The 20,948-nt window shown below is 43.8% G+C and carries 15 protein-coding genes; 2 read left to right on the forward strand and 13 right to left on the reverse strand.

Going from position 1 to position 20,948, the window contains the following annotated elements:
- Positions 1 to 114: 114 nt before the first annotated feature.
- Together DXD06_RS02455 and DXD06_RS02460 are read right to left on the reverse strand one after the other, a co-directional pair.
- Positions 115 to 2,496, reverse strand: coding sequence for a PBP1A family penicillin-binding protein (locus DXD06_RS02455; RefSeq protein WP_117830680.1), 2,382 nt, complete (start codon positions 2,494 to 2,496; stop codon positions 115 to 117).
- Positions 2,497 to 2,594: 98 nt separating this feature from the next.
- Entirely contained in the window at positions 2,595 to 3,143 is a 549-nt protein-coding gene (locus DXD06_RS02460; RefSeq protein ID WP_022046880.1) for a stage V sporulation T C-terminal domain-containing protein, read from the reverse strand.
- Positions 3,144 to 3,308: 165 nt separating this feature from the next.
- Here DXD06_RS02460 and DXD06_RS02465 point away from each other — a divergent pair, with 165 nt between their 5' ends.
- The gene (locus DXD06_RS02465) at positions 3,309 to 5,405 is read left to right on the forward strand and encodes a methyl-accepting chemotaxis protein (protein ID WP_117830527.1); all 2,097 of its coding nucleotides are present in this window, start codon (positions 3,309 to 3,311) and stop codon (positions 5,403 to 5,405) included.
- 56 nt (positions 5,406 to 5,461) lie between these two features.
- On the opposite strand, the gene DXD06_RS02470 is transcribed toward DXD06_RS02465, so the two are convergent.
- From DXD06_RS02470 to DXD06_RS02515, 10 genes are all read right to left on the reverse strand, one after another.
- The gene (locus DXD06_RS02470; RefSeq protein ID WP_117830528.1) at positions 5,462 to 7,501 is read right to left on the reverse strand and encodes a putative bifunctional diguanylate cyclase/phosphodiesterase; all 2,040 of its coding nucleotides are present in this window, start codon (positions 7,499 to 7,501) and stop codon (positions 5,462 to 5,464) included.
- Between the two features lie 179 nt (positions 7,502 to 7,680).
- Positions 7,681 to 9,096, reverse strand: coding sequence for a pyruvate kinase (pyk, locus tag DXD06_RS02475; protein ID WP_055262516.1), 1,416 nt, complete (start codon positions 9,094 to 9,096; stop codon positions 7,681 to 7,683).
- 57 nt (positions 9,097 to 9,153) lie between these two features.
- On the reverse strand, positions 9,154 to 9,570 hold the full coding sequence (locus DXD06_RS02480) for a hypothetical protein (protein WP_022046876.1): 417 nt from the start codon (positions 9,568 to 9,570) through the stop codon (positions 9,154 to 9,156).
- On the reverse strand, positions 9,563 to 10,738 hold the full coding sequence (locus tag DXD06_RS02485) for an FprA family A-type flavoprotein (RefSeq protein ID WP_117830529.1): 1,176 nt from the start codon (positions 10,736 to 10,738) through the stop codon (positions 9,563 to 9,565). The genes DXD06_RS02480 and DXD06_RS02485 overlap by 8 nt, the downstream gene beginning before the upstream one ends.
- 35 nt (positions 10,739 to 10,773) lie before the next feature.
- Positions 10,774 to 11,418, reverse strand: a complete 645-nt coding sequence (locus DXD06_RS02490; protein ID WP_227248481.1) for a YesL family protein — start codon at positions 11,416 to 11,418, stop codon at positions 10,774 to 10,776.
- Between the two features lie 2 nt (positions 11,419 to 11,420).
- Entirely contained in the window at positions 11,421 to 11,939 is a 519-nt protein-coding gene (locus DXD06_RS02495) for a shikimate kinase (protein WP_117830531.1), read from the reverse strand.
- The gene (aroE, locus tag DXD06_RS02500) at positions 11,932 to 12,804 is read right to left on the reverse strand and encodes a shikimate dehydrogenase (protein ID WP_022046872.1); all 873 of its coding nucleotides are present in this window, start codon (positions 12,802 to 12,804) and stop codon (positions 11,932 to 11,934) included. Before aroE ends, DXD06_RS02495 begins: the two co-directional genes overlap by 8 nt.
- A gap of 46 nt (positions 12,805 to 12,850) precedes the next feature.
- Positions 12,851 to 15,073 carry an HAD-IA family hydrolase gene (locus tag DXD06_RS17760; RefSeq protein WP_117830532.1) on the reverse strand — a complete coding sequence of 741 codons (2,223 nt, stop codon included), beginning with the start codon at positions 15,071 to 15,073 and terminating at the stop codon, positions 12,851 to 12,853.
- Between the two features lie 24 nt (positions 15,074 to 15,097).
- Positions 15,098 to 17,149, reverse strand: coding sequence for an LTA synthase family protein (locus DXD06_RS02510; protein ID WP_243000833.1), 2,052 nt, complete (start codon positions 17,147 to 17,149; stop codon positions 15,098 to 15,100).
- A 26-nt stretch (positions 17,150 to 17,175) separates the two neighbouring features.
- A complete protein-coding gene (locus tag DXD06_RS02515; RefSeq protein ID WP_117830533.1) occupies positions 17,176 to 18,573 on the reverse strand; it encodes a radical SAM protein in 1,398 nt (465 codons plus the stop codon).
- Positions 18,574 to 18,939: 366 nt separating this feature from the next.
- On the opposite strand from DXD06_RS02515, the gene DXD06_RS02520 reads away from it, so the two are divergent.
- A complete protein-coding gene (locus DXD06_RS02520) occupies positions 18,940 to 19,899 on the forward strand; it encodes a zinc dependent phospholipase C family protein (RefSeq protein WP_117830534.1) in 960 nt (319 codons plus the stop codon).
- Positions 19,900 to 19,933: 34 nt separating this feature from the next.
- On the opposite strand, the gene DXD06_RS02525 is transcribed toward DXD06_RS02520, so the two are convergent.
- The gene (locus tag DXD06_RS02525) at positions 19,934 to 20,878 is read right to left on the reverse strand and encodes a D-2-hydroxyacid dehydrogenase (protein ID WP_022046867.1); all 945 of its coding nucleotides are present in this window, start codon (positions 20,876 to 20,878) and stop codon (positions 19,934 to 19,936) included.
- Between the last annotated feature and the right edge of the window lie 70 nt (positions 20,879 to 20,948).

The following is a 20,948-nucleotide window of genomic DNA, read 5'->3' on the forward strand; positions in this document are numbered from 1 at the left end:
TCTTCTACCCCATGTATCTGTATTCTACCATATTCCGGAATTTCTGCCTAGTATCGATAAAAAAAATCAACCGATGTATCCATAAATACACCGGTTGCACTGTTTTATATATGTTTATTGTACGTTTCCACCACCGGTATCTCCACTCTCTCCGGTATCACCGCTATTATCCGTGGTTCCGCTATTGTCCGGTTTATTGGTATTTTCTCCATTTTCCGGTGTATCAGTGTTTCCTCCACTTTCTCCGGAATCGTTGTCCCCACTATGTTCCGGTTTGGAATTGTTATTCTGATCACCGGCATTGCTGTCGTTATTGTCCGGCTGGTTATCATTTTCGGAGCTTCCGTCCGTTGTATTATCTTTCTGCTGGCTCTCGGAAGTCTGCTGGTCATCCGTCTGGTTTTCCTCCGTCTGGTTTTCTTCGCGCATCTTGTCGTGTTCTTCCTCTTCCTTCTTCTGCTGATTTTTAAAATCATCCGAAAGCTGGGCATAAGGAAGGAAATCAAGCGAAGATAATCCCTCGTGGGCCGCAGACATATATGCTTTCCAGATCTGTGCCGGATATGTGCTTCCACTCAGATTGGAAATGGCTTTTGGATAATCACATCCCACCCAGACTGCGGTTGTATAATATCTGGTAAATCCGCAGAACCATCCATCTTTGTGATCGTTTGTTGTACCCGTCTTTCCGGCACACGGCATATCGGCAAGCTTTGCAGAACGTCCAGTTCCACTGTCCATAACGGAGGTCATGATATCCGTCATCATCCGCGCCGCATCCTGCTTATAAACCGTTTTTTCCGTCAGGCTGGACGTATAGACTACATTTTCGTCAGAATCCACAATTGATTTTACACAGGTCGGTTCCCTGTAAAGTCCGTCATTTTCAACCGCTGCATACCCGGATGCCATCTCAAGTGGAGAAACACCTTTGGTAAATCCACCAAGAGATGTGGCGAGGGTATAATCTCCGTCCTTGATCTGTGCAAAATTCATATTTTTTAAATACTGCAGGCCTGCTTTTGGTGTCAGTTCATCATACAGCTGCCAGGCAATCGTATTAATGGAATGTGCAACCGCATATCTGAGCGGAATCTTTCCGGCATATGTATTGTTTGCATTCGACGGTCCGTCTTTTAGTTTATGGTCATCCACAACGGTATCCGGAGTATACCCGCGCTCCAGCTGCGGAGTATATACCAGCAATGGCTTAATCGAACTTCCCGGCTGACGGTAACTCTGGTATGCACGGTTTAACGTATAATTATCCGAATCCTGCTTACGGCCGCCCACGATTGCCACAACATATCCGCTGTTGTTATCAATTGATACTGCTGCCGCCTGCATCTTGTAAGTTCCGTCTTTGGATTTGTCTTTAAATCCTTTCAGGGTATCATCAATGGCAGACTGCAGTTCCTTTTGTTTTTCCATATCAATCGTCGTATAGATTTTGTATCCTCCGGAAAACAGTTTCTTCTGACACGCACTGTAAAGTTCGTCATATGCTTCCCCATAAGACTTCTTTTCCTTATCCGAATCAAAATAATATTTAAACTGGAAACCTTCCTGTTCCATCAGTGCACGGGTTGCGCAGTCATACGTGTAAGTGTCAATCGAACTGTTAATTTTCTCCGTGTCACTCTTTTTCGGCCGGTTCAGCGCAATCTCTTCTTTGGTTGCCTCATAATACTCTTCCTGGGAGATTTTCCCGTCATCCCGCATATTCTTTAAGATCAGATTCCGCCGGGTAATGGTATTGTCCGGGTGTGTCACCGGATCATAATTGGACGGGCGGTTCGGGATCGCACACAGATACGCGGTCTGCGATACATCAAGATCTTTCAGTTCACAGTTAAAATATCCATGACAGGCAGCGTCAATTCCGTAATAGCCGTTTGCAAAATACACGTTATTCAGATAAAATTCCATAATTTTATCCTTACTGTAACGTTTTTCGAGTTCCCACGCAAGAAACATCTGCTTCACCTTGTACTGCCACGTCTGTTTCGGCTGCATATAAATCAGCTTGGCAAGCTGCATGGTAATCGTACTTCCACCCTGCGTACCACCCTGCGATTTTTTCAGTTTCGACATGACTGTGGCTTTGACCGCGCGCACAAGTCCTTTCAGATCCACACCGTTATGTTGGTAAAACTTCTTGTCCTCAATACTGATAATCGCTGCGACAAAATCCTTTGGAATATCCTCGTATTTGACATACTGCGCATTCTTGTCTCCCCTTCGTTCAGAGATCAGTTTTCCGTCTTTATCAAAAACGGAGCAGGTCTGTGAAGGGATAAACGTAGAATCGTCGGAAGCAGATACTTCCTGCACTGCCTCACGGCGCATCTGCTGTATCTGATCCGCATATCCGCCAAAATAGTAGTATCCAAAACCTGCCAGCACAACAAGCATCAGCACGATCTGCAGCTTTATGACAAACCAGAAAAAGCGATGCTGCTTTTTCTTTCTTTTCTTTTTCTTCTTGGTTGACATATACTCTCCTCCATATTTATTTTGGAAACATACATCATACATTTTATCTCTTTTGGACAGTATATGCAAATTATCTTTTTATTAAGATTTTATTATTTTCACTGTTCCATATTTTTCCCCAGAAAATTTGCAGCTGTGGCAGACAATGCTTTCAACAGTCCAAGTGTTTCCTTTTGTCCGCTGTTATCTGCCAGAATCACAGCACCCTGACAGTCTCCATTGCACAGAATACTTGAAAGCACAATTCCCTTCGGAAGGGTTGACATTGTTTTTTTTGTAATGGAGCAGGCCTGTTCTTCTCCTGTTTTCACAACTGTGCTGCGCTTTTCAATCATTTCTTCCATTTCTTCGCTCAGCTGTTCCCCCTCAACTTCCTTTTTCCCGGTTCCCGCTGCTGCGATCACATATTCCCGATCCGTAATGCAGACCAGAGCCTCTGTGGTCTGTGCCAGTGCCTGTGCATAACTTCGTGCAAACTCGCCCAGTTCCCCAACCGGTGAGTATTTTTTGAGCATAATTTCGCCCTCCCGGCTTGTAAAAATCTCCAGGGGATCCCCCTCCCGGATGCGCAGTGTCCTGCGAATTTCTTTCGGAACCACAATTCTTCCCAGATCATCGATTCTGCGCACAATTCCAGTTGCTTTCATATGATAAATTTCCTCCTGTTTTCCAGATTACTTTCCATATTCATGTTGTATGGGTAGTATGCCGGAATCCCGGAAAAATTATGCACAGAAAACAAAGCATTTTACTTGAAAAAACGTTCATCCCGTCATACAATAGAACTAACATTCACATAGGAGAAACGTATTATGGATTATAATGAAAATGAATTTAAGGCCAAGGCCAATATCAAAGCCAGACGCATCTGGCTTGTATTTGCCCTTCTTCTTAGTGCAAACTACGGCTCAGATGTATCCCAGGGTGGGTATCCTTCCACAAATTACATCATTTTTTTAATACTGTGCTGGGTTCCTTTTTTTGCCGGTGATCTTCTTTTGCGCATCAGGGGAAAGGCCGATGACCGCTATCGGTATGCACTTGTCATCGGTTACGGTATTTTTTACACGTTCCTGATCTGCACCACCGATTCACCGATTGCCTTTACCTATATTCTTCCGGTTGTCAGTCTTCTGGTTCTTTACAAAGACCAGAAATTTATGGTGGGATGTGCAATCGCCAATATCGCCAGTGTCATTGTCAGTGTCTTTTATCATCTGGTCGTTCTCGGTCAGAATACTGCAACGGACCAGAAAAATTATCAGCTGCAGGTTGCCTGTCTCCTGCTCTGTTATATCGGCTATATCATGTCTATCCGCCACCTCATCGAATCCGACGGTGCCCTGACAGACAGTATCAAAGCAGATTTAAAACGGGTTATTACAACCGTTGAACAGGTTAAAACCGCCAGCAATACCATCATGGACGGAATCACCGTTGTCCGCGAACTTGCCACGGAAAACAAACATGGTTCAGACATCGTCGTAGACGGAATGAACAAACTGACCGACAATAACGATCAGCTGCAGTCCCGGACAGCCTCCTCACAGGAAATGACGGGAGATATCAATTCCCAGGTACAGAATGTTGCTTCCATGATCAATGATATGGTATCCCTGACTGCGGAATCCGGCAAACACGCAAAGACAAGTTCCGTTGATCTGGAGAGTCTGGTACAGACTGCCGGAACGATGGCAGATCTGTCCAATGAGGTAGAACATATTCTGGACGCTTTCAAGGCAGAATTTGAAACCGTAAAACAGGAAACCGGAACCATTGACAGTATTTCCAGCCAGACCAATCTGCTGGCACTTAATGCTTCCATTGAAGCTGCCCGCGCAGGGGAAGCCGGAAAAGGATTCTCCGTCGTTGCAGAACAGATCCGCAAGCTGAGTACCGAAACCAAAGATTCTTCCGGACAGATCAGCGAAGCACTCTCGCGGCTGGATGAAATTTCAGGAAAAATGACTTCTTCCATTGAAGAAACCTTAAAACTTATTCAGGCCACTCTGGAAAAAGTAACCCAGACCGGTGAAAATGTAAATAAAATTACACAGGATTCTTCTCTTCTGGGTGAACACATCCAGACAATTGATTCTGCCATGAAAGAAGTGGAATCTTCCAATCGTCAGCTGGTGGAAAATATGGAACAGGTATCTTCCATCGTGGAAACCATGACCACATGCATCAGTGATTCCGATGAAACAAGCAAACGCATGCTCAGCAAATATGAGGAAAGTGCTTCCAACATCAATAACATAGAAAATGTAATTCAGGAGCTGATGTGTGAACTGGGCATCGGTGGTTTCATGGGTCTGGATGATATTCATGCCGGTATGAAAGCAAAAGTTATTCTTCCAAAACATCTGGAACGTATGGAGTATCACGGAGAAGTCAGATCTGTTGCGGAAAATAGTATTTCCCTGATTTTGTCTGACGATCCACAGTTAAACGGATCCGAAACATGTAAGGTTCAGGTCACGGTTGACAATGTTCTCTACTGTTGGGATCAGGCGCAGATACAAGCTGACACGGCGTCCGGTTCCCACGTCTATGCATTGCAGCTTTCCGCACGTCCGGAGATTAAAAACCGCCGGAAATACCCACGGGCAGATGTGTCCAATCCATGTACCATCACGCTGAAAGATTCCGACACAACGTTCTCCGGTCAGCTTGACAATATCAGTGCCAATGGATTTGCATTTCTGATCCGGGATCCGTTTTTCATGGATCACAAACATGCAGATGTTGCTATCGATATCCAAAATTTTGCCCTTTCGGATCAGTCCCATCTGGAAGGACATGTCATCCGGTGCTCGGATGATGAAGGTGTATATATTGTGGGATGTCAGATGCCGGAAGACAATTATGCAATACGCAATTATGTAGATTCCCTTCTCGGTCAATAAATAAAACAGGGAAAACTTCTATGATTCCATAAAAGTTTTCCCTGTTTTCTTATCATTTAAGCTGTCAGCAAAAGTTTTTCAAACTCTTCTTTTGGAAGCGGTCTCGAATAGTAATATCCCTGAATACTGTCACACTTCATCTGTTTGAGGAAATCCACCTGTTCTTCTCTCTCAACACCTTCTGCCGTAACGCACAATCCAAGTTCCTTTGCAAGTAAAATCGTATGTTCCAGCAATCGTTCCCCACTGAAATCCCCGATGTAATCAATCAGACTTTTGTCAATTTTTAACGTATCGAAACATTTCATGTTCAGTGTTGCAAGGGAAGAATACCCCGATCCAAAATCATCTACAAGCAATGGAAAACCATTGTCATGGAACTTATCTGCCAGCCCCTTGATATTGTCATTGTCAATTGCTGCGCTCTCTGTAATCTCAATCGGAACCAGATGGGTTTTTACTCCGATTTCATCAGCGATCTGCTGATACCGGCTGACCACACTGTCAAAATACAGACTCGCCCTGGACAGATTGATGGATACCGGAATAATCTCCTTTCCCTGTTTCTGCCATTCTAACTGCTGCATACATACTTTTCGGAAAACATACTCATCCAGAACTTTTATCAGTCCGTCTCTCTCAAACAACGGAATGAATTTGCCGGGTGGAATAACATTTCCCTTTTCATCTCTCCAGCGGATCAGACCTTCTGCCCCTACCATCCGCTCTGTTTCCGGATCATATTTCGGCTGATACCACACCTCAAAACAGTTATTTTCCAGAGAATGTTTAAATTCATCCTCCATGGCTTTATCTTCAAGCATGCGGATCGTATCTTCATGGCTGTAAAACTGATAGCTGATATCTTTGCGATCCTTGATCTGATTCTTGGCAAAATTTGCTTCGCTGTATACCTCTTCCACTTTGGAATCCGGTTTCCACTTCGTCACTCCAAAATAAGGGATCAGCTTCGGAACCTTCAGTCTTTCCGACAATTCTGCCAGTATGGTTTCCAGCTGCTGTAACTGCCGGATCGTCTTTTCCTGATCCTTTCCACTACTGTAAATCACAAAACGGTCTGCATTGATATGTCCTGCCAGATCATCTTTTTCCAGTATCCCCTGAATACACTTCCAGATTCCTTTGAGTGTTTCATCCCCTTTGATAATTCCACAGATCGAATTGATAATTTTAAAGGAGTGGATGTCCATGGACACCAGATATCCCGGTTGCCGGAAATCCCGGATTTTCTTCTTAAAACTTTCGTAATTATTTCCGCCGGTCACACTGTCCACATACGCCATGCGCTCAAGTTCCCTCTGTTTTTCGGAACTGATATCGGAAAATCCTGCTACCATCCGGTGCAGCTGTCCTCCATCCGATGTATTTACAAATTTTGCACGGCAGTATTTTACTTTTCCATCCCGCACAATCCGGTAATCATACTGATATGCTTTTTTCAGGCTCAGCTGCTTACGGAGATTTTCAATGGAGGTCTCATACAGCATTGTCTCACGATCTTCGGTAAGGACAACCTTCCCCACATATTCTGCCATGATAGATTCATATCCCGGAATTGCCTTAAGCGTATCATTGAGCACAGAGCGCACTGCGGAGTTCACCTTATATGCATATACCTTATCATGATCCACATCTACATAATATACACTGTTAAAATTGCTTCCCAGTGCCTGAATAATCTCATTCTGGCGTGTGTCTGCCCTGATCTGTTCGATCAGACCCAATACATATTCCGGTTGTTTCTGTGAACCGCCCTGAATCCTACCCATAGAGATCTGATATACCATGTCTTTTCCCGAAGACTGAATCTTTGCACTTACCGTCTTTGCGCCATGGTCAATATCCTGAAACAGTTTTAACAGTTTTTCTTTTTCCATAATTCTGTCCATGAGGATACTATGCTCCAGATCCGCAACATTCTCCACGATTCCCTTGTGACGGGCTGCAAACTCCGATGGTCTGATTCTGCGTTCTTTGGGATAATAGTAAAAAAAATACTTTCCCCATTTTGCCAGAGTCTCCTGAATCTCTATTGATATATCCCTGCACTTCTTCTGATCGTTTTTTTCTACCATAGGCCTGCCTTTCCCTGGTAAACTGTAAATATTGTCTGATTATTTCTGTACAAATATACTATAGCATAAACTATTTTCCTCGTAAAGGTAGTAAATTTTCACAAAAACACACGAAAAGCGCATGCAACAGAGATGTCACATGCGCTTTCCAACTACACAGCATTCGCTTATGTTCTATTTTATTTTACGGTTTCTACCTTAATCACATTCGTATTTCCTACTTTGCCATTGATCAGACCACCGGTCAGAACAACAGCATCTCCGCTCTGTAATGAAAATACTTCTTTTGCCTTTTTCATTGCATGGTAGAACATAACTTCCATCGAACTGAATTCCTCGCAGAGAACCGGAGTAACCCCCCAGCTTAAGTTCAATTTCCGCCATACTTTCTCGGAAGTCGTCATTCCGATGATATCTACCGGACAACGGAAACGGCTGACCATACGTGCGGTAGTTCCGCTGAGTGTACTTGCGACAATACATTTTGCCTGGACATCAACTGCCATCGCGCAGGTTGCATGCGAAATGGCATCCTGAATGCTTCTTGTCTCAAAATCAGAAGTGCGGAAACGCTTGGTATATTTGATCTGGGATTCCGTATACTCAGCAATCTCTGCCATGTTCCGCACGGCATCTACCGGATATTTACCGGCAGCTGATTCCCCGGACAGCATGATCGCGGATGATCCATCGTATACCGCATTTGCCACATCGGAAAGCTCTGCACGTGTCGGACGCGGATTGTGAATCATGGACTCGAGCATCTCGGTCGCGGTTATGACACGTTTTCCGAGCATACGGCACTTGCTGATCAGATACTTCTGAACCGCAGGCACTTCCATGCCCGGGATTTCGACTCCGAGATCTCCACGGGCAATCATGACACCATTGGCAATCTCACAGATTTCTTCAATGTGCTCCACACCCGAACGGTTCTCAATCTTTGCAATAATATCAATATCTTCGCCGCCGTTCTCGTCAAGGAATTTACGCATATCCTCGACATCTTTCTTTACGGAGACGAAAGATGCTGCAACGAAATCCACGTCGTTTTTGATACCAAACAGCAGGTCTTTCTTATCCTGCTCACTCAAAAATGCATGATCCATGACCTTGTTCGGAAAATTCATGCTCTTTTTATCCGACACCTCGCCTCCGACAAGAACCTTACAGATGGCATCCGGTGCTTTCAGCTTTTCTACTTCCAGAATAATCAGACCATTGTTGATCAGGACATGATCTCCCACCTTCAGATTGTTGATCAGGTTTTTGTAGGTTACGGAAACTCTCTCCTGATTTCCCACAATATCATCCGTTGTCAGTGTAAATGTATCTCCATCTTTTAACGTGATCTTTCCGTTTTCGAAGGTTTTGATCCGGTACTCCGGTCCTTTGGTATCCAGCATGATCGCAATTGGAAGACCTAACGCCTTACGCACTTTTTTGATCGTATCAATCTTCTTCTGATGTTCCTCATGGCTTCCATGGGAAAAGTTTAATCTGGCTACATTCATGCCGGCTTTACACATCTGTGTCAGTACAGATTCGCTTTCGCTTGCAGGTCCGATGGTACAAATAATCTTTGTTTTTCTCATAATGCTTGTTCTCCTGTCTCTATCCAAATTTTTTTGTATCCCCTGAGTTTCATTCTGTCACACACAGACGGGATTTGCGCGGATATACCGCCCGACGATCAGCCGACGCGCCGGTGGAACAAGAAATTTGGGCTTCGAGGTCAGAATTCTCTGTACCAGCAGCCACTGCTGTGTCATATGGCTCACCGGAAGGAAACGAAGCCCGATTCGCCTGACTTGCGGAACAACGGACGGTTTCCCTTCCCTGAGCACTGTCTGGGAAATGCAAAACTCTCCTGCATCATTCAGGTAATCCTCCGCCTGCCGGTTATGCATACTGCTGCTAAGCACATTGACCTTCTGCTGCATTCCACAGGCATCTGCTACATTCATCTCCACCGGCATGCGAAGCACAAACGCCGCAATGACCACAGCGGAACAGATCAGCACAATATGATGTTTCTTTTTGGTCCGTTTTCCGAAGTGCTTATGCATTTGCAATCACATCTGCCAGAGCTTCCATCGCTGGTAGGTCGGACTCTTTCATGGCGGAACGGATCGTTACCATCGGCTCCACAATGGTAATATTTTTCATGGTTTCCAGAATTCCCTTCATCGTTCTTCCGGCCGTCGGTCCCCAGGTACCGTTCTCAATAATACCTACGGTACGGTTCTGGAATGCCTTGGACTGTAAATGATTCAGGAAGTCCTGCATACATGGGAATACCCCGCCATCGTAACTTGCTGCTGCAAGAACCATACGGTCATAACGGAACGCATCTTCCACAACTTCTGCCATATCATCACGGGAAAGATCCATGACAGAAACTTTCTCTACTCCTTTGGCACGCAGCATCTCAGCAAATTTCTGTGCTGCTTTTGCAGTATTTCCATGGATCGATGCATATGCTACAAGAACACCCTTATCCTCCGGCTTATAGCTGCTCCAGGTATCATATAATCCAATGTAATAACCAAGATTTTCATTTAATACCGGACCATGCAGCGGACAGATCGTCTGGATATCCAGTCCTGCCGCTTTCTTTAACAGTGCCTGTACCGGTGCACCGTATTTTCCTACAATATTAAAGTAATATCTTCTCGCTTCACAGGCCCATCCTTCCGGATCTTCATAATCCAGTGCGCCGAATTTTCCAAATCCGTCTGCCGAGAATAAAATCTTTTCACTGCTCTCGTATGTTACCATAACTTCCGGCCAGTGTACCATCGGTGCCATATAAAAATTCAGCGTATGGGTACCAAGGGACAAAGACTCTCCTTCTGCCACTGTAATTTTATGGTTCTCATCTACCGGAAGCTCGTCAAAAAACTGTGGAAGCATCTGAAATGTCTTGGCATTTCCCACCAGGGTCACTTCCGGGAAAAGCTCTACCAAACGTCCGATACTTCCGGCATGATCCGGCTCCAGATGGGAAACTATCAGATAATCCACTTTCCGTCCGTCTAATGCGGCCAGCAGATTCTTCTCCCACTGCTCCATGCCCCTGGCATCTACCGTATCCATCAAAGCTACCTTTTCATCAAAAATCAGATAAGAATTATAAGATACGCCATGCGGAACCACATACTGGCTCTCGAACAGGTCAATCGTCTTATCATCTACTCCGATATACTTTACTGCTTCAGAAATTGTTACACTCATTTGTTTCTCCCTCTCTTTTTGTTTTTATTTATGTATTATGATGCATACATATCATTTTCCTCTTCACGCTCTAAATCCTCCGGACTCATATAGCGGCGGAACAGGCGCTCTAAAATAAAATCAAATACAATCGATGCAACTGCCGGAATTACCACAAGCAGTACCGGTATAATATAAATCGACAGAGCCGATGCAATCAAAATCACCAGCAGCAACAGTGACCATGGCAGATGTCTTACCATCAGCAGGAATGCATTTTTCAATGTCTGTTTTACGGTATTTTCAAATCTTGCAATATATGGAAATAAAAATGCGCTCCACATAATCGCAACAGCAATCATAACCAGAAAGAAATAGAAAAATGCGCCCTTCATACTGCCGGTTTTTAATACCTGATAGGTGATATAGGCATCACAGCCCAGAACAATCATAACGGCCAGCCATATAAGATATGGCAGTGTTGCAGCCTTAAAGTTGTCCCTGAACGCTCCGAAAAAGGTTCTTGTGGTATATCCGCGGTCACCGCGGATGGATTTATGTACCGTGTAATACAACGCGGTGGTCGATGCCCCGATCGTAAAAACCGGAATGCAGCAGATCACCCATAAAATGCTGACCCACACGCAGTCCACAAGTTTTCCCAGCATCTGAAATACAATATTATCCCAATTAAATTTCACGCTTATTCCTCCAGTCGCCCAATAATTTCTTCTGCGATTTCTTCTTTTGTTTTTCTATCCGTAGCTACGAGAATGTCTGCAGCCGCCTCATACTTTGGCCGGCGTGCTTCCATCAGTTCAGAAATGTATGCAACATTCATATGACCGTTTAAAAGTGGACGATCCGTACTGTTTTTTACACGTTCGTATATGGTCTGCGGTGTTGCCGTAAGAAATACGATTCTTCCCCCATCCCGCATGCAGTCTACATTTTCCTGTCGCATTGCCACACCGCCTCCACAGGATACGATTGTCGGCTCCTGCTGATTTAGTGACTGGATCAGTTTTGTCTCAAGCTCCCGGAAATAAAGTTCTCCGTATGTTTCGAAAATTTTGCTGATCGGCATTCCCTGTTCTTTTACGATACGCTCGTCCATCTCCACAACCGGATAACCCAGCTTTTGCTTTATCGCACGTGCAATCGTGCTTTTACCGGCTCCCATAAAACCGATCAGGAAAATATTTTTCTTTTCTTTATTCATGAAAAAATTTCTCCTTTACTTCTTCTACCGGCATATCCATACCTGTATATAACCGGAATGCAGCAACTCCCTGCCACAGAAGCATTCCCTTACCTCCAATACAGGTACATCCTGCTTCTTTTGCTTCCCGCAACAGTTTTGTCTCTGCCGGATTATAAACCGCATCACATACAACCAATCCCGGGCGAAATGCAGATAAATCTTTTACCACACTCTGGTCATCCATCGGTTTCATACCAACGATCGTCGCATTTGCAAAAATGTCACTGGATGTGATCTCCTCTGTCATCTTTGCCGTATCTGCAATGTCATATACATTGACAACAATTCCCGGCACTGCTTTTCGAATCTTTTCTGCGGTCTGAAGAGTACGCTCAAAAAATGCATCCTTAATATTGAAAATCGTGATCTCTCTGGCTCCATCTAATGCACATTGTACCTGAATGGCTGTCGCAGCTCCGCCACCGCCTGCGACCGTGATCTTTTTTCCTTTAATATCTACGCCATGGTCCTTGAGGTTGTGTACAAAGCCTTCTCCGTCCGTGATATATCCGGTCAATCTGCCGTCATCGTTGACAATTGTGTTTACAGCTCCGATAATCTGTGCTGCCGGAGACAGCTCATCCACATACTTTGCCGCCTCGGTCTTATCCGGCATCGTCACATTGATTCCACGCATATGAAACAGTTTCACCGCGTCAAGTGCTTCTTTTACCTGATCTTCTTTTACATCAAATGCAACATATGCATAATCCAGCCCCAGCTTTGCAAAGCTGTAATTGTACATTGCCGGGGAACCGGAATGTCCTACCGGCGAACCGATCAGTGCAAGTAACCCTGTATGTCCTGAAATTCTTTCTTCCATCTTTTTTCTCCTGTCCTTGTATGTTGGTTATATGATACCATAACTTTTAAATTAAGTACAACAATTCCAGTGGTCTTTGAATAAGTACCTGTGCTCTGTTTTTACGAAGGAACTCCGCATCGCGGAATCCCCACATGACCGAAACACATGGAAGTCCCGTGTTTTCCGCGGTCTGAATATCCACCTCGGAATCACCTACATAAATGGCCTTCTTCGTGTCCGTTTTTAAAATTTTCATGGCTTTTTGTACCATATCGGGTGCCGGTTTTTTTGCCACACCTTCCATCTCACCGATTGCCGTAGTCATATAACCCCGGAAAAAACGTTCATCCAATTCTTTTACTGCCGAGTCCAGCTTATTGGATACAATTGCTGTCTTCACTCCGCGCGCCTTTAATTCAGTCAAAAGATGCATGATATCCGGATATGGCTTTGTATGATCCAGACAATGCTCCCCGTAATATTTTTTAAATTCCGCAAATGTCTCTTCAAACTTCGGGTTTTTCTCCCCATCCGGCACGGCACGCACCATCAGCATGCGCACCCCGTTTCCTACATATCTGCGCACCTGATCCAGCGTACAAGTCGGCATATTCTGTGACTCCAATGCCGCGTTGGTAGCGTTTTTTAAATCTTCCAACGAATATAACAAGGTTCCGTCCAGATCAAAGATCACACTTTTTTGCTCTTCCTGCTCACCGGAATCCCGATAGATTTCTTCAAACAGATCTTTACGCATAATCCGGATATTGTTGATCGTATCACTGCTGTCAACCATGTAATCTCCAACCCGGCCAAGTGTATACTGTTCGTTTTCATCTTTATCCCGGAACAGTTTTACCTTGCGCTCCAGCCTGCGTGCACGAACAATTGTAGTTCCCTTTGGCACGCAGACCTTTGCACATTTCATCGGTTCTACGATGATTCCTTTCTCTACATCTTTGATGGTAGGTTCATACTCTGCATTTCTCAGATCAAACTTCCAATCCGTGTAAATCCGGAATTCTTCCATAAAAGCCTCTTCATTACGAAAGAAACATTCCCCTTTCGGTCCAATGATAAAAACAATTCCTGCTTCCACTGTAGCTTTCATATCTCCCTGCAGAGTCCGCACAGTCACCTGCGTTCCCTCCGCAAAGAGATCCGTTGCCCGGACATATCCCCACGGAACGGAGCGTCTGCAGTACGTCTTTGCATCCTCTGCCTCTATTCTGCAATCCTGTGCATACACAATATCGGTATTTCCCATATAGTCCCGCATACGCTGCTCGATAACAGATTTAATACCCGAAGCTGCTGGCTGTTCATGTCTTCCCTGTGCATCATACTCCATGCGCGGTGCAAAATGATGTTCTTTGCAAAACTTTAAATATTCCTGTGTCATCAATTCCATCGGAATCAGGCCACCCGCTTTTTCCAGATGTCCTCCGCCGGAACCAATTCCTTTGCACAACTCTGCCGCAAGTTCACTCGCCTTGACTTCTTTCACACAGCTTCTCACTGAAAACTTCACACCTTCTGGTTGCAGATTAAATGCCACACAGATATCAATCGCATCCACTTCCAGTACCAGATCGGAAATCAGTCCAAGAATATTCGGATCACACTGCCCCACTTTTACAATCGCGGCACGAAATTCTTCTACATAATCCGTATGAAGAAGTGCTGCTCCAGCAACTTCCAGTTCTTCCAGCGAAAGATTGGCATTGCGGAGTTTCCTCATGATTGCCGGGTCAAAGTTTGCCTCGTCACGCAGATCCCGGTCTAGCGGATGTACAATTTCCGTCAAACTTCCGGTATCCGTATATAATCCATAATACAGTGCTGTTGACAACTCACGATTACCTCGTACATCAAATCCTTCTATTTTGAGCATATTCCAGACCAGTGTCGAGCACGCGCCCAGATTAGAACGCACCTCGGAAAGCTCTGGTAATTCCGTGCAGATCCGGTGATGGTCAATTACAGCAATATGTTCTGCTTCAAACACTGCAGAATTTCCGGAATGGTACTGGCAGTCCACCATCACCAATAACTCTGGTTTGTGCAGATAATCCACATGCTCGATTGGTATTTTCAGATCCCGGATCAGCATCACCAGATTCGTTTTCCGGATCACATTCTGCCCTCCGTAAATCAGACGTGGTTCTTTTCCTTTGGATTTCAAATACAGATAGACCCCAAATCCACATGCAATGGTATCTGCATCCGGATTGTCATGGCACTGTATTACAATATTGTCATACGCTAATAACTCACTCAGTTTCATCTTGATTCCCCTTGCCTGATTGTTCTACTTGCTTTTTAGATTATATGGGAAGAAAAAGCTGCTGCGGTTCTTTTTGTCAAACATCGAATTATATTGCAGCATATGATACTTTTCAATCCATTCTTTTTCTTCTCCCTCGGCCTCATCGATATGCAGATAGCAACCTTTACTTTTGGAATAATAACCTCTGGAATTGATGGCTGGAACAACCTCCTGCATATCTGCCAGAAACTTATTGTATGCCGGAAGCTCAATTCCAGCCCGTTCCAGTGCCATGGTAGACAGATAATCAAGACTGGTAATGTCTACCGTTTCTTCCGGTGTATCATAATTGGTCCAGATAAAAAACGGAACTGTGTACAGTTTTTCCAGCTCATCTTCCGTCAGCCCTGTGAGTCCTTTTCCATTCAGAATCGGATAAAAATTACTGTTTAAGCTTGGCTGATGATCTCCAAAGAAAATGATTTCTACCGGATCATCTACCTTTGAAAAATAACTGATCAGGTTTTTTACTGCCTCATCACTCTCGTGTACCAGGGACAGATACTGGTTGGCATCCGTATAAGAACGTCCAACTTTATAATAATTCTCCGGAAAATTGTCATAGGTTTCCGTATAACCACCGTGGTTCTGCATGGTAATTCCCATAAAGAACAGTTTTTCATTATTTTTACGGTTTTCATAACGCTTGATAATCTTATCATACAGTTCCTGGTCGGTAATATATTCCCGCAGGATCTTTGTCTGGTCAAAATAATCAATAAAGTGCATTTCGTCAAACCCGATATGCGGATACACCAGATTCCGGCTCCATCCGGTTTCATAATATGGATGCATGGCAATGCACGTATACCCGTCATCTTTCAGATTTGACACAATCGTTGTCGGAGTATCACTGATATACTGCTGATAAACAACGGATCCCATCGGAAGAAATGCCATGGAATTTCCGGACATAAATTCCCACTCCGAATTAGGAGTCTTCGCGCCAAATACCGACGAAAGTGCATATCCCTTCGTTGTATTCTCTTTCAAAGAATCGATAAACGGTGTGAGCGGCATGTTGGTCTGCAGATCCCCCAACACACTCAGATCGGAAAACGATTCATTCATAATGGCAATGATCGTCGGATTTTTTGCTTTTTCATTTGTTGTGCTGTAATCCTTTTTATCGGATTGATAGGTTTTCTCCAGTTCTTTGATCTTATCTTTGGAATATCCTTCCGGAGCAGAAATAAAACTGTCACGAACCCCCAGTACGTAATTCAACAGATATCCATTGCGATAAGTTCCCTTCTGTTCCCACGTCTCTGTGTTTACATCATAAGCATTTGCTGCAATGATCACACAACTTAAGGCAATCGCCATCACAGAAATTACCCGCATCTGAATTTTTCCGGTAAACCGGACATGCCATTTGCGGACAAAAGCAATAAACAATGCTGCCAGAAAGATCACATATACTCCACGATCGTTCAATTGCAATTTATAATTTCCCGCCACACTCAGACCGGTTCCAATGGATCTGATATCGGAAAACGTAAATTCATTTCCGCGGAACAGATATACAAAATAGTCTACAAATCCAAACGAAAGCAGCGACACATGGGCAATGATGCAGGTTAGCCCACTGTTGTTCGTAAAAATCTGCACAACAAAATAGACAATCAGACAGCAAAGCACATTTAAAAAGAGCTTCTCGTACGTTGTCCTCGTAAAGTTTTCAGGATCAAGCAGCATATACTGTATCGAAAAAGTGGTGAGACAGGAACCTCCGATAAACAGAATCAGTGTCCAGAGCCACGGACACCGGTCATCCAGTTCCAGATGCAGACTTTTTACCAGATAGTACAGAAATCCATATGCGATCAATGCAACGATGGAAAAATCAATGGTCACATACATTACGACTGCCAATATAATTGCAATCGCTGCCCAGATGTTATTTTTTTTATCGTATTGAAGTTTGATTTTAAATTTTGGTTTCATGCCATTACAATACAACAAAATTCCCGGCATGTAAACCGGGAATCCTGTCTGAAATCTTAATTTTGTGTGAATTATGTTACTGTTCACAGGTTACCCTGCGAACAGTAACCGAATTATTTCTTTTTGAAGTTTGTGTATCCCTTCTGCTTATATGGATGTGCAGCCCAGAGTTTATCTGCTGTTTCTTGCCAATCCTTTGCGTAATCTACGCACTTTCCACACAGATGCTCAACCGGCTCCTCCTGTTCTACATCTGTAGAATGAGCTCCGGTCTCATGAACCATCTTCTGTAAAATCTCCGGATTCTCAAGCATCGGACATGGACGAAGCATGTTTTCGTTGAATGGCTGGTTATCACGGTAAGCCATAAACAACGGCTGCTTCAGACACTCAAGCAGGGATTTCTCGCGGATGTTTGCTCCAGAGTAGTGAATAAATACACATGGCTCTACATCACCCTTCGGGTTAATATGACAGTAGTTACGTCCTCCGGCGATACATCCTCCAACGTATTCACCGTCGTTCTGGAAATCCATAACGAAGATTTCTTTTCCACCTTCAAATCCACGAACTTCACGCAGTCTGTGGTAAATATATTCTCTCTGCTCCTTGGTCGGCATCAGTTCCGGTGAAGCCTTCATTCCTACCGGCATCAGATGAAAATACCATGCGAAACGGCTTCCATGCTCGATCAGAAGATCAAAGAACTCATCACTGGTAACCGCATCCATATTCTTGCTTGTATAACATACACTGTTTCCAAAGATCAGTCCGTTCTCATGTAACAGATCCATTGCGTGAAGGACTTTATTGTATACACCTTCTCCACGTCGGAAATCGTTGGCATCTTCAAATCCCTCAAGGGAAATGGAAAGGGAAAGATTTCCTACACGCTTCATATCCTCGCAAAGCTTCTCATCTACAAGTGTTCCGTTTGTGTAGCAATGGAATGCGCAGTCATTGTGTTTCTCACACAGACGGATGATATCAGCCTTGCGCACCAGTGGTTCTCCACCGGTCATCATATAAAAATATACGCCCAGTTCCTTACCCTGTGTAACAATGTTGTCTAACTCATCAAATGTCAGATTTAATTTATGACCATACTCTGCTGCCCAGCATCCTGTACAATGGAGGTTGCATGCACTGGTCGGGTCCATAAGAATGAGCCACGGAATATTGCAGTTCTCAATTTCTCTCATTTTACGAATCTTCTTGGTTCCTGCAAACGCTGCCTGATATCCAAGATTCAGTGCTGTCATCTTGGCAACATGCGGATCTGTCTCATCCAGAAGACGATTCACATAACGCATCCACTTGCTGTCCGGATTCTGAATCATTTTCTTTGCGCCTTCGTATGCCTCAGAACGGAAATTGCTTCCCATAAACTTCTGTGCGAGGTTTACAATATTGAGCAAACCTTTCTCTCTGTCCTTATTCAGACTCTTTAACGTAGCATCGATAGCGAGCGAAAACGCCTGTCTTTCTGCCGCATCTTTTAAACTTGCCATTTTCTTACTCCTCCGTTTTCTTTCTTGTGTAAATAAATCATAAGATATTTCATCCATTGGAAGTATAGTTGTTTTTCCACCGAATGAACATATTCAATCACAAAACCATGTATGTTTGCAATATACAATCTTCTGAAAATGTCTAAAAAAACATGATTTGTGCATTTTTCCAACGATTTTTGGATATAATTTTTGTTGCAGACTCAAAACGTAGTTTTGAATACTATGTGACATTATACCACTATCTTATGTAAAGTCAACCTAAAATATTTACTTCTGCCGCAAATTGACCGAAGCAATAAAATATACTATAATGCTGTTGTTTCTTTAAAAAATTGATTATTTACTGAAGATTGGAGTGATTGTATGCCGGGTTTTACCACCCACTATCTGTTTGGCGTAGACGCATGCAGACGTCTGACCTCCACATCCATGCACAATATGATCCGACGCGATCACAGCGCATATGCACTTGGTCTGCAGGGACCTGATCTGTTTTTTTACTATCTTCCCTCTTACCTGATGCATCGAAAAAATATTGGAGATCTGGCACATCGCAAGGATACTGGCCAGTTCTTTGCCAATCTGCTGCAAAGCCGCAAACTTTTTGCAGGGAAAAAACATTCCCTCTCTATTGCAGACGCTTACATCTGTGGATTTATGGGCCATTACACACTGGATTGTACGATTCATCCCTATGTATATGCATTTACAGGCTATAATGCCCAGACCCCACCTTCCAATACGGAATATTTTGGTCAGCATGCTTATTTCGAAACGGAACTCGATTCCGAACTTTTATATGAGAAAAAGCATCTGTATCCTTCCCAGTTTCATCAGAACGCAACGATTCGTCTGACGACGCTCCAGCGGAAAGTCATTGTGCGAATGCTGTGTTACGCATACCGGAACACCTATCCGGATATTTCCGTGAGTGAACTTTTCCTGAGCGGTGCACCATTCTGGATAAAACTTGGAACCCATTTACTGAATGATCCAAGCGGACAAAAGAAAGTCTTATCCCGTCTGATCGAAAAGATTTTCCTTGGACGTGCTTTTTTATCTCCGATGGTTGCCAGCGATTATTATCGTTTTATACAGGACCCGATGAACCTCAAACATCACACCTGGATTCATCCATGGACAAAGGAATCTTCCAATGCCTCTTTTCCGGAGCTCTATGAACAGGCTGAGAAAATTTATCATAAACGTCTGGTTGATTACGCACATTTGCAGCACTCTGGTTTCCCGCAAAAAGAAACCGCACGCTTTCTATCCGCGTACGGTAATCTTTCGTTTCTGAGTGGTCTGCCTTGTGATGAATAAAAGAGTTTCTTCCTATTATATAAGAGACATATGATTATAATATAATCTGATTTTGGAAATCCGCAATCTGCTGACAGATAATTTCCATCAAACGCATGCGTGCTTCCACGCTTGCCCAGCCAATATGAGGAGTGATAATCAGCTTTTCGCTGTCTTTGATTTTGCGAAGCGGATTATCCTTCCGCATTGGTTCTGCGGAAAGGACATCCAGCCCCGCACCCGCGATTTCTCCGGTCTCAAGCGCATCCGCCAGATCCTGTTCCACAACAATCGGTCCTCGTCCAAGATTCAAAAAAACTGCAGACGATTTCATTTCCCGAAATGCTTCCCGGTTCATGAGTCCCCGCGTATTTTTATCAAGAGGTGCATGAACAGAAACAATATCTGATTGTTCCAACAACGCATCAAATTCCACACGTTCATATCCCTGCTGAGAATTCTTACCGGAAGTGGAATAATAGATCACCCGGCATCCGAATGCCTTTGCAATATCCGCCACACGTCTCCCGATATTTCCCAGACCAATGATTCCCCAGGTTTTTCCGCTCAGCTCATGAAACCTTTTCTCAAAATGGGTAAACATAACATCTCCCACATATTTCTCCGATTTGACATACTGATCATAATACGCAAGCTTTTCCCAAAGATAAAACAGCATGGCAAACGTATGCTGGGCTACGCTTTCCGTGGAGTATCCTGCGACATTACGCCATTCTATGCCACGGCTTTTTAAATATTCCTTATCCAGATTGTTTGTTCCCGTTGCCGTCACACAGACAAGTTTCAGTTTTTTTGCTTTTCCAATCGAATGCTCATTAATCTCCACTTTGTTTAACACGATCACGTCTGCATCCACGGTCCGTTCCAAAGCTTCTTCTGTAGTGGAAAAATTATATGTTACCACCTCTCCCAGTTTTTCAAATGCAGACAGATCAATATCATCTCCAATTGTTTTTGCATCCAAAAATACGATTTTCATTTTATCCTCCTACCCTATTCTGATTCCAAAAGAAAAAGAGGCTGCCTTTTCTAACATCCTCTTCCCCTTT

The organism is Roseburia sp. TF10-5, from assembly GCF_003462365.1.
In the GTDB taxonomy this organism is placed as follows: Bacteria; Bacillota; Clostridia; order Lachnospirales; family Lachnospiraceae; genus Roseburia; species Roseburia faecis.

Coding starts and splice junctions, on each gene's coding strand:
- DXD06_RS02455 (WP_117830680.1), bottom strand. CDS start 2,496: ATGTCAACCAAGAAGAAAAAGAAAAGAAAGAAAAAGCAGCATCGCTTT.
- DXD06_RS02460 (WP_022046880.1), bottom strand. CDS start 3,143: ATGAAAGCAACTGGAATTGTGCGCAGAATCGATGATCTGGGAAGAATT.
- DXD06_RS02465 (WP_117830527.1), top strand. CDS start 3,309: ATGGATTATAATGAAAATGAATTTAAGGCCAAGGCCAATATCAAAGCC.
- DXD06_RS02470 (WP_117830528.1), bottom strand. CDS start 7,501: ATGGTAGAAAAAAACGATCAGAAGAAGTGCAGGGATATATCAATAGAG.
- pyk (WP_055262516.1), bottom strand. CDS start 9,096: ATGAGAAAAACAAAGATTATTTGTACCATCGGACCTGCAAGCGAAAGC.
- DXD06_RS02480 (WP_022046876.1), bottom strand. CDS start 9,570: ATGCATAAGCACTTCGGAAAACGGACCAAAAAGAAACATCATATTGTG.
- DXD06_RS02485 (WP_117830529.1), bottom strand. CDS start 10,738: ATGAGTGTAACAATTTCTGAAGCAGTAAAGTATATCGGAGTAGATGAT.
- DXD06_RS02495 (WP_117830531.1), bottom strand. CDS start 11,939: ATGAATAAAGAAAAGAAAAATATTTTCCTGATCGGTTTTATGGGAGCC.
- aroE (WP_022046872.1), bottom strand. CDS start 12,804: ATGGAAGAAAGAATTTCAGGACATACAGGGTTACTTGCACTGATCGGT.
- DXD06_RS17760 (WP_117830532.1), bottom strand. CDS start 15,073: ATGAAACTGAGTGAGTTATTAGCGTATGACAATATTGTAATACAGTGC.
- DXD06_RS02515 (WP_117830533.1), bottom strand. CDS start 18,573: ATGGCAAGTTTAAAAGATGCGGCAGAAAGACAGGCGTTTTCGCTCGCT.
- DXD06_RS02520 (WP_117830534.1), top strand. CDS start 18,940: ATGCCGGGTTTTACCACCCACTATCTGTTTGGCGTAGACGCATGCAGA.
- DXD06_RS02525 (WP_022046867.1), bottom strand. CDS start 20,878: ATGAAAATCGTATTTTTGGATGCAAAAACAATTGGAGATGATATTGAT.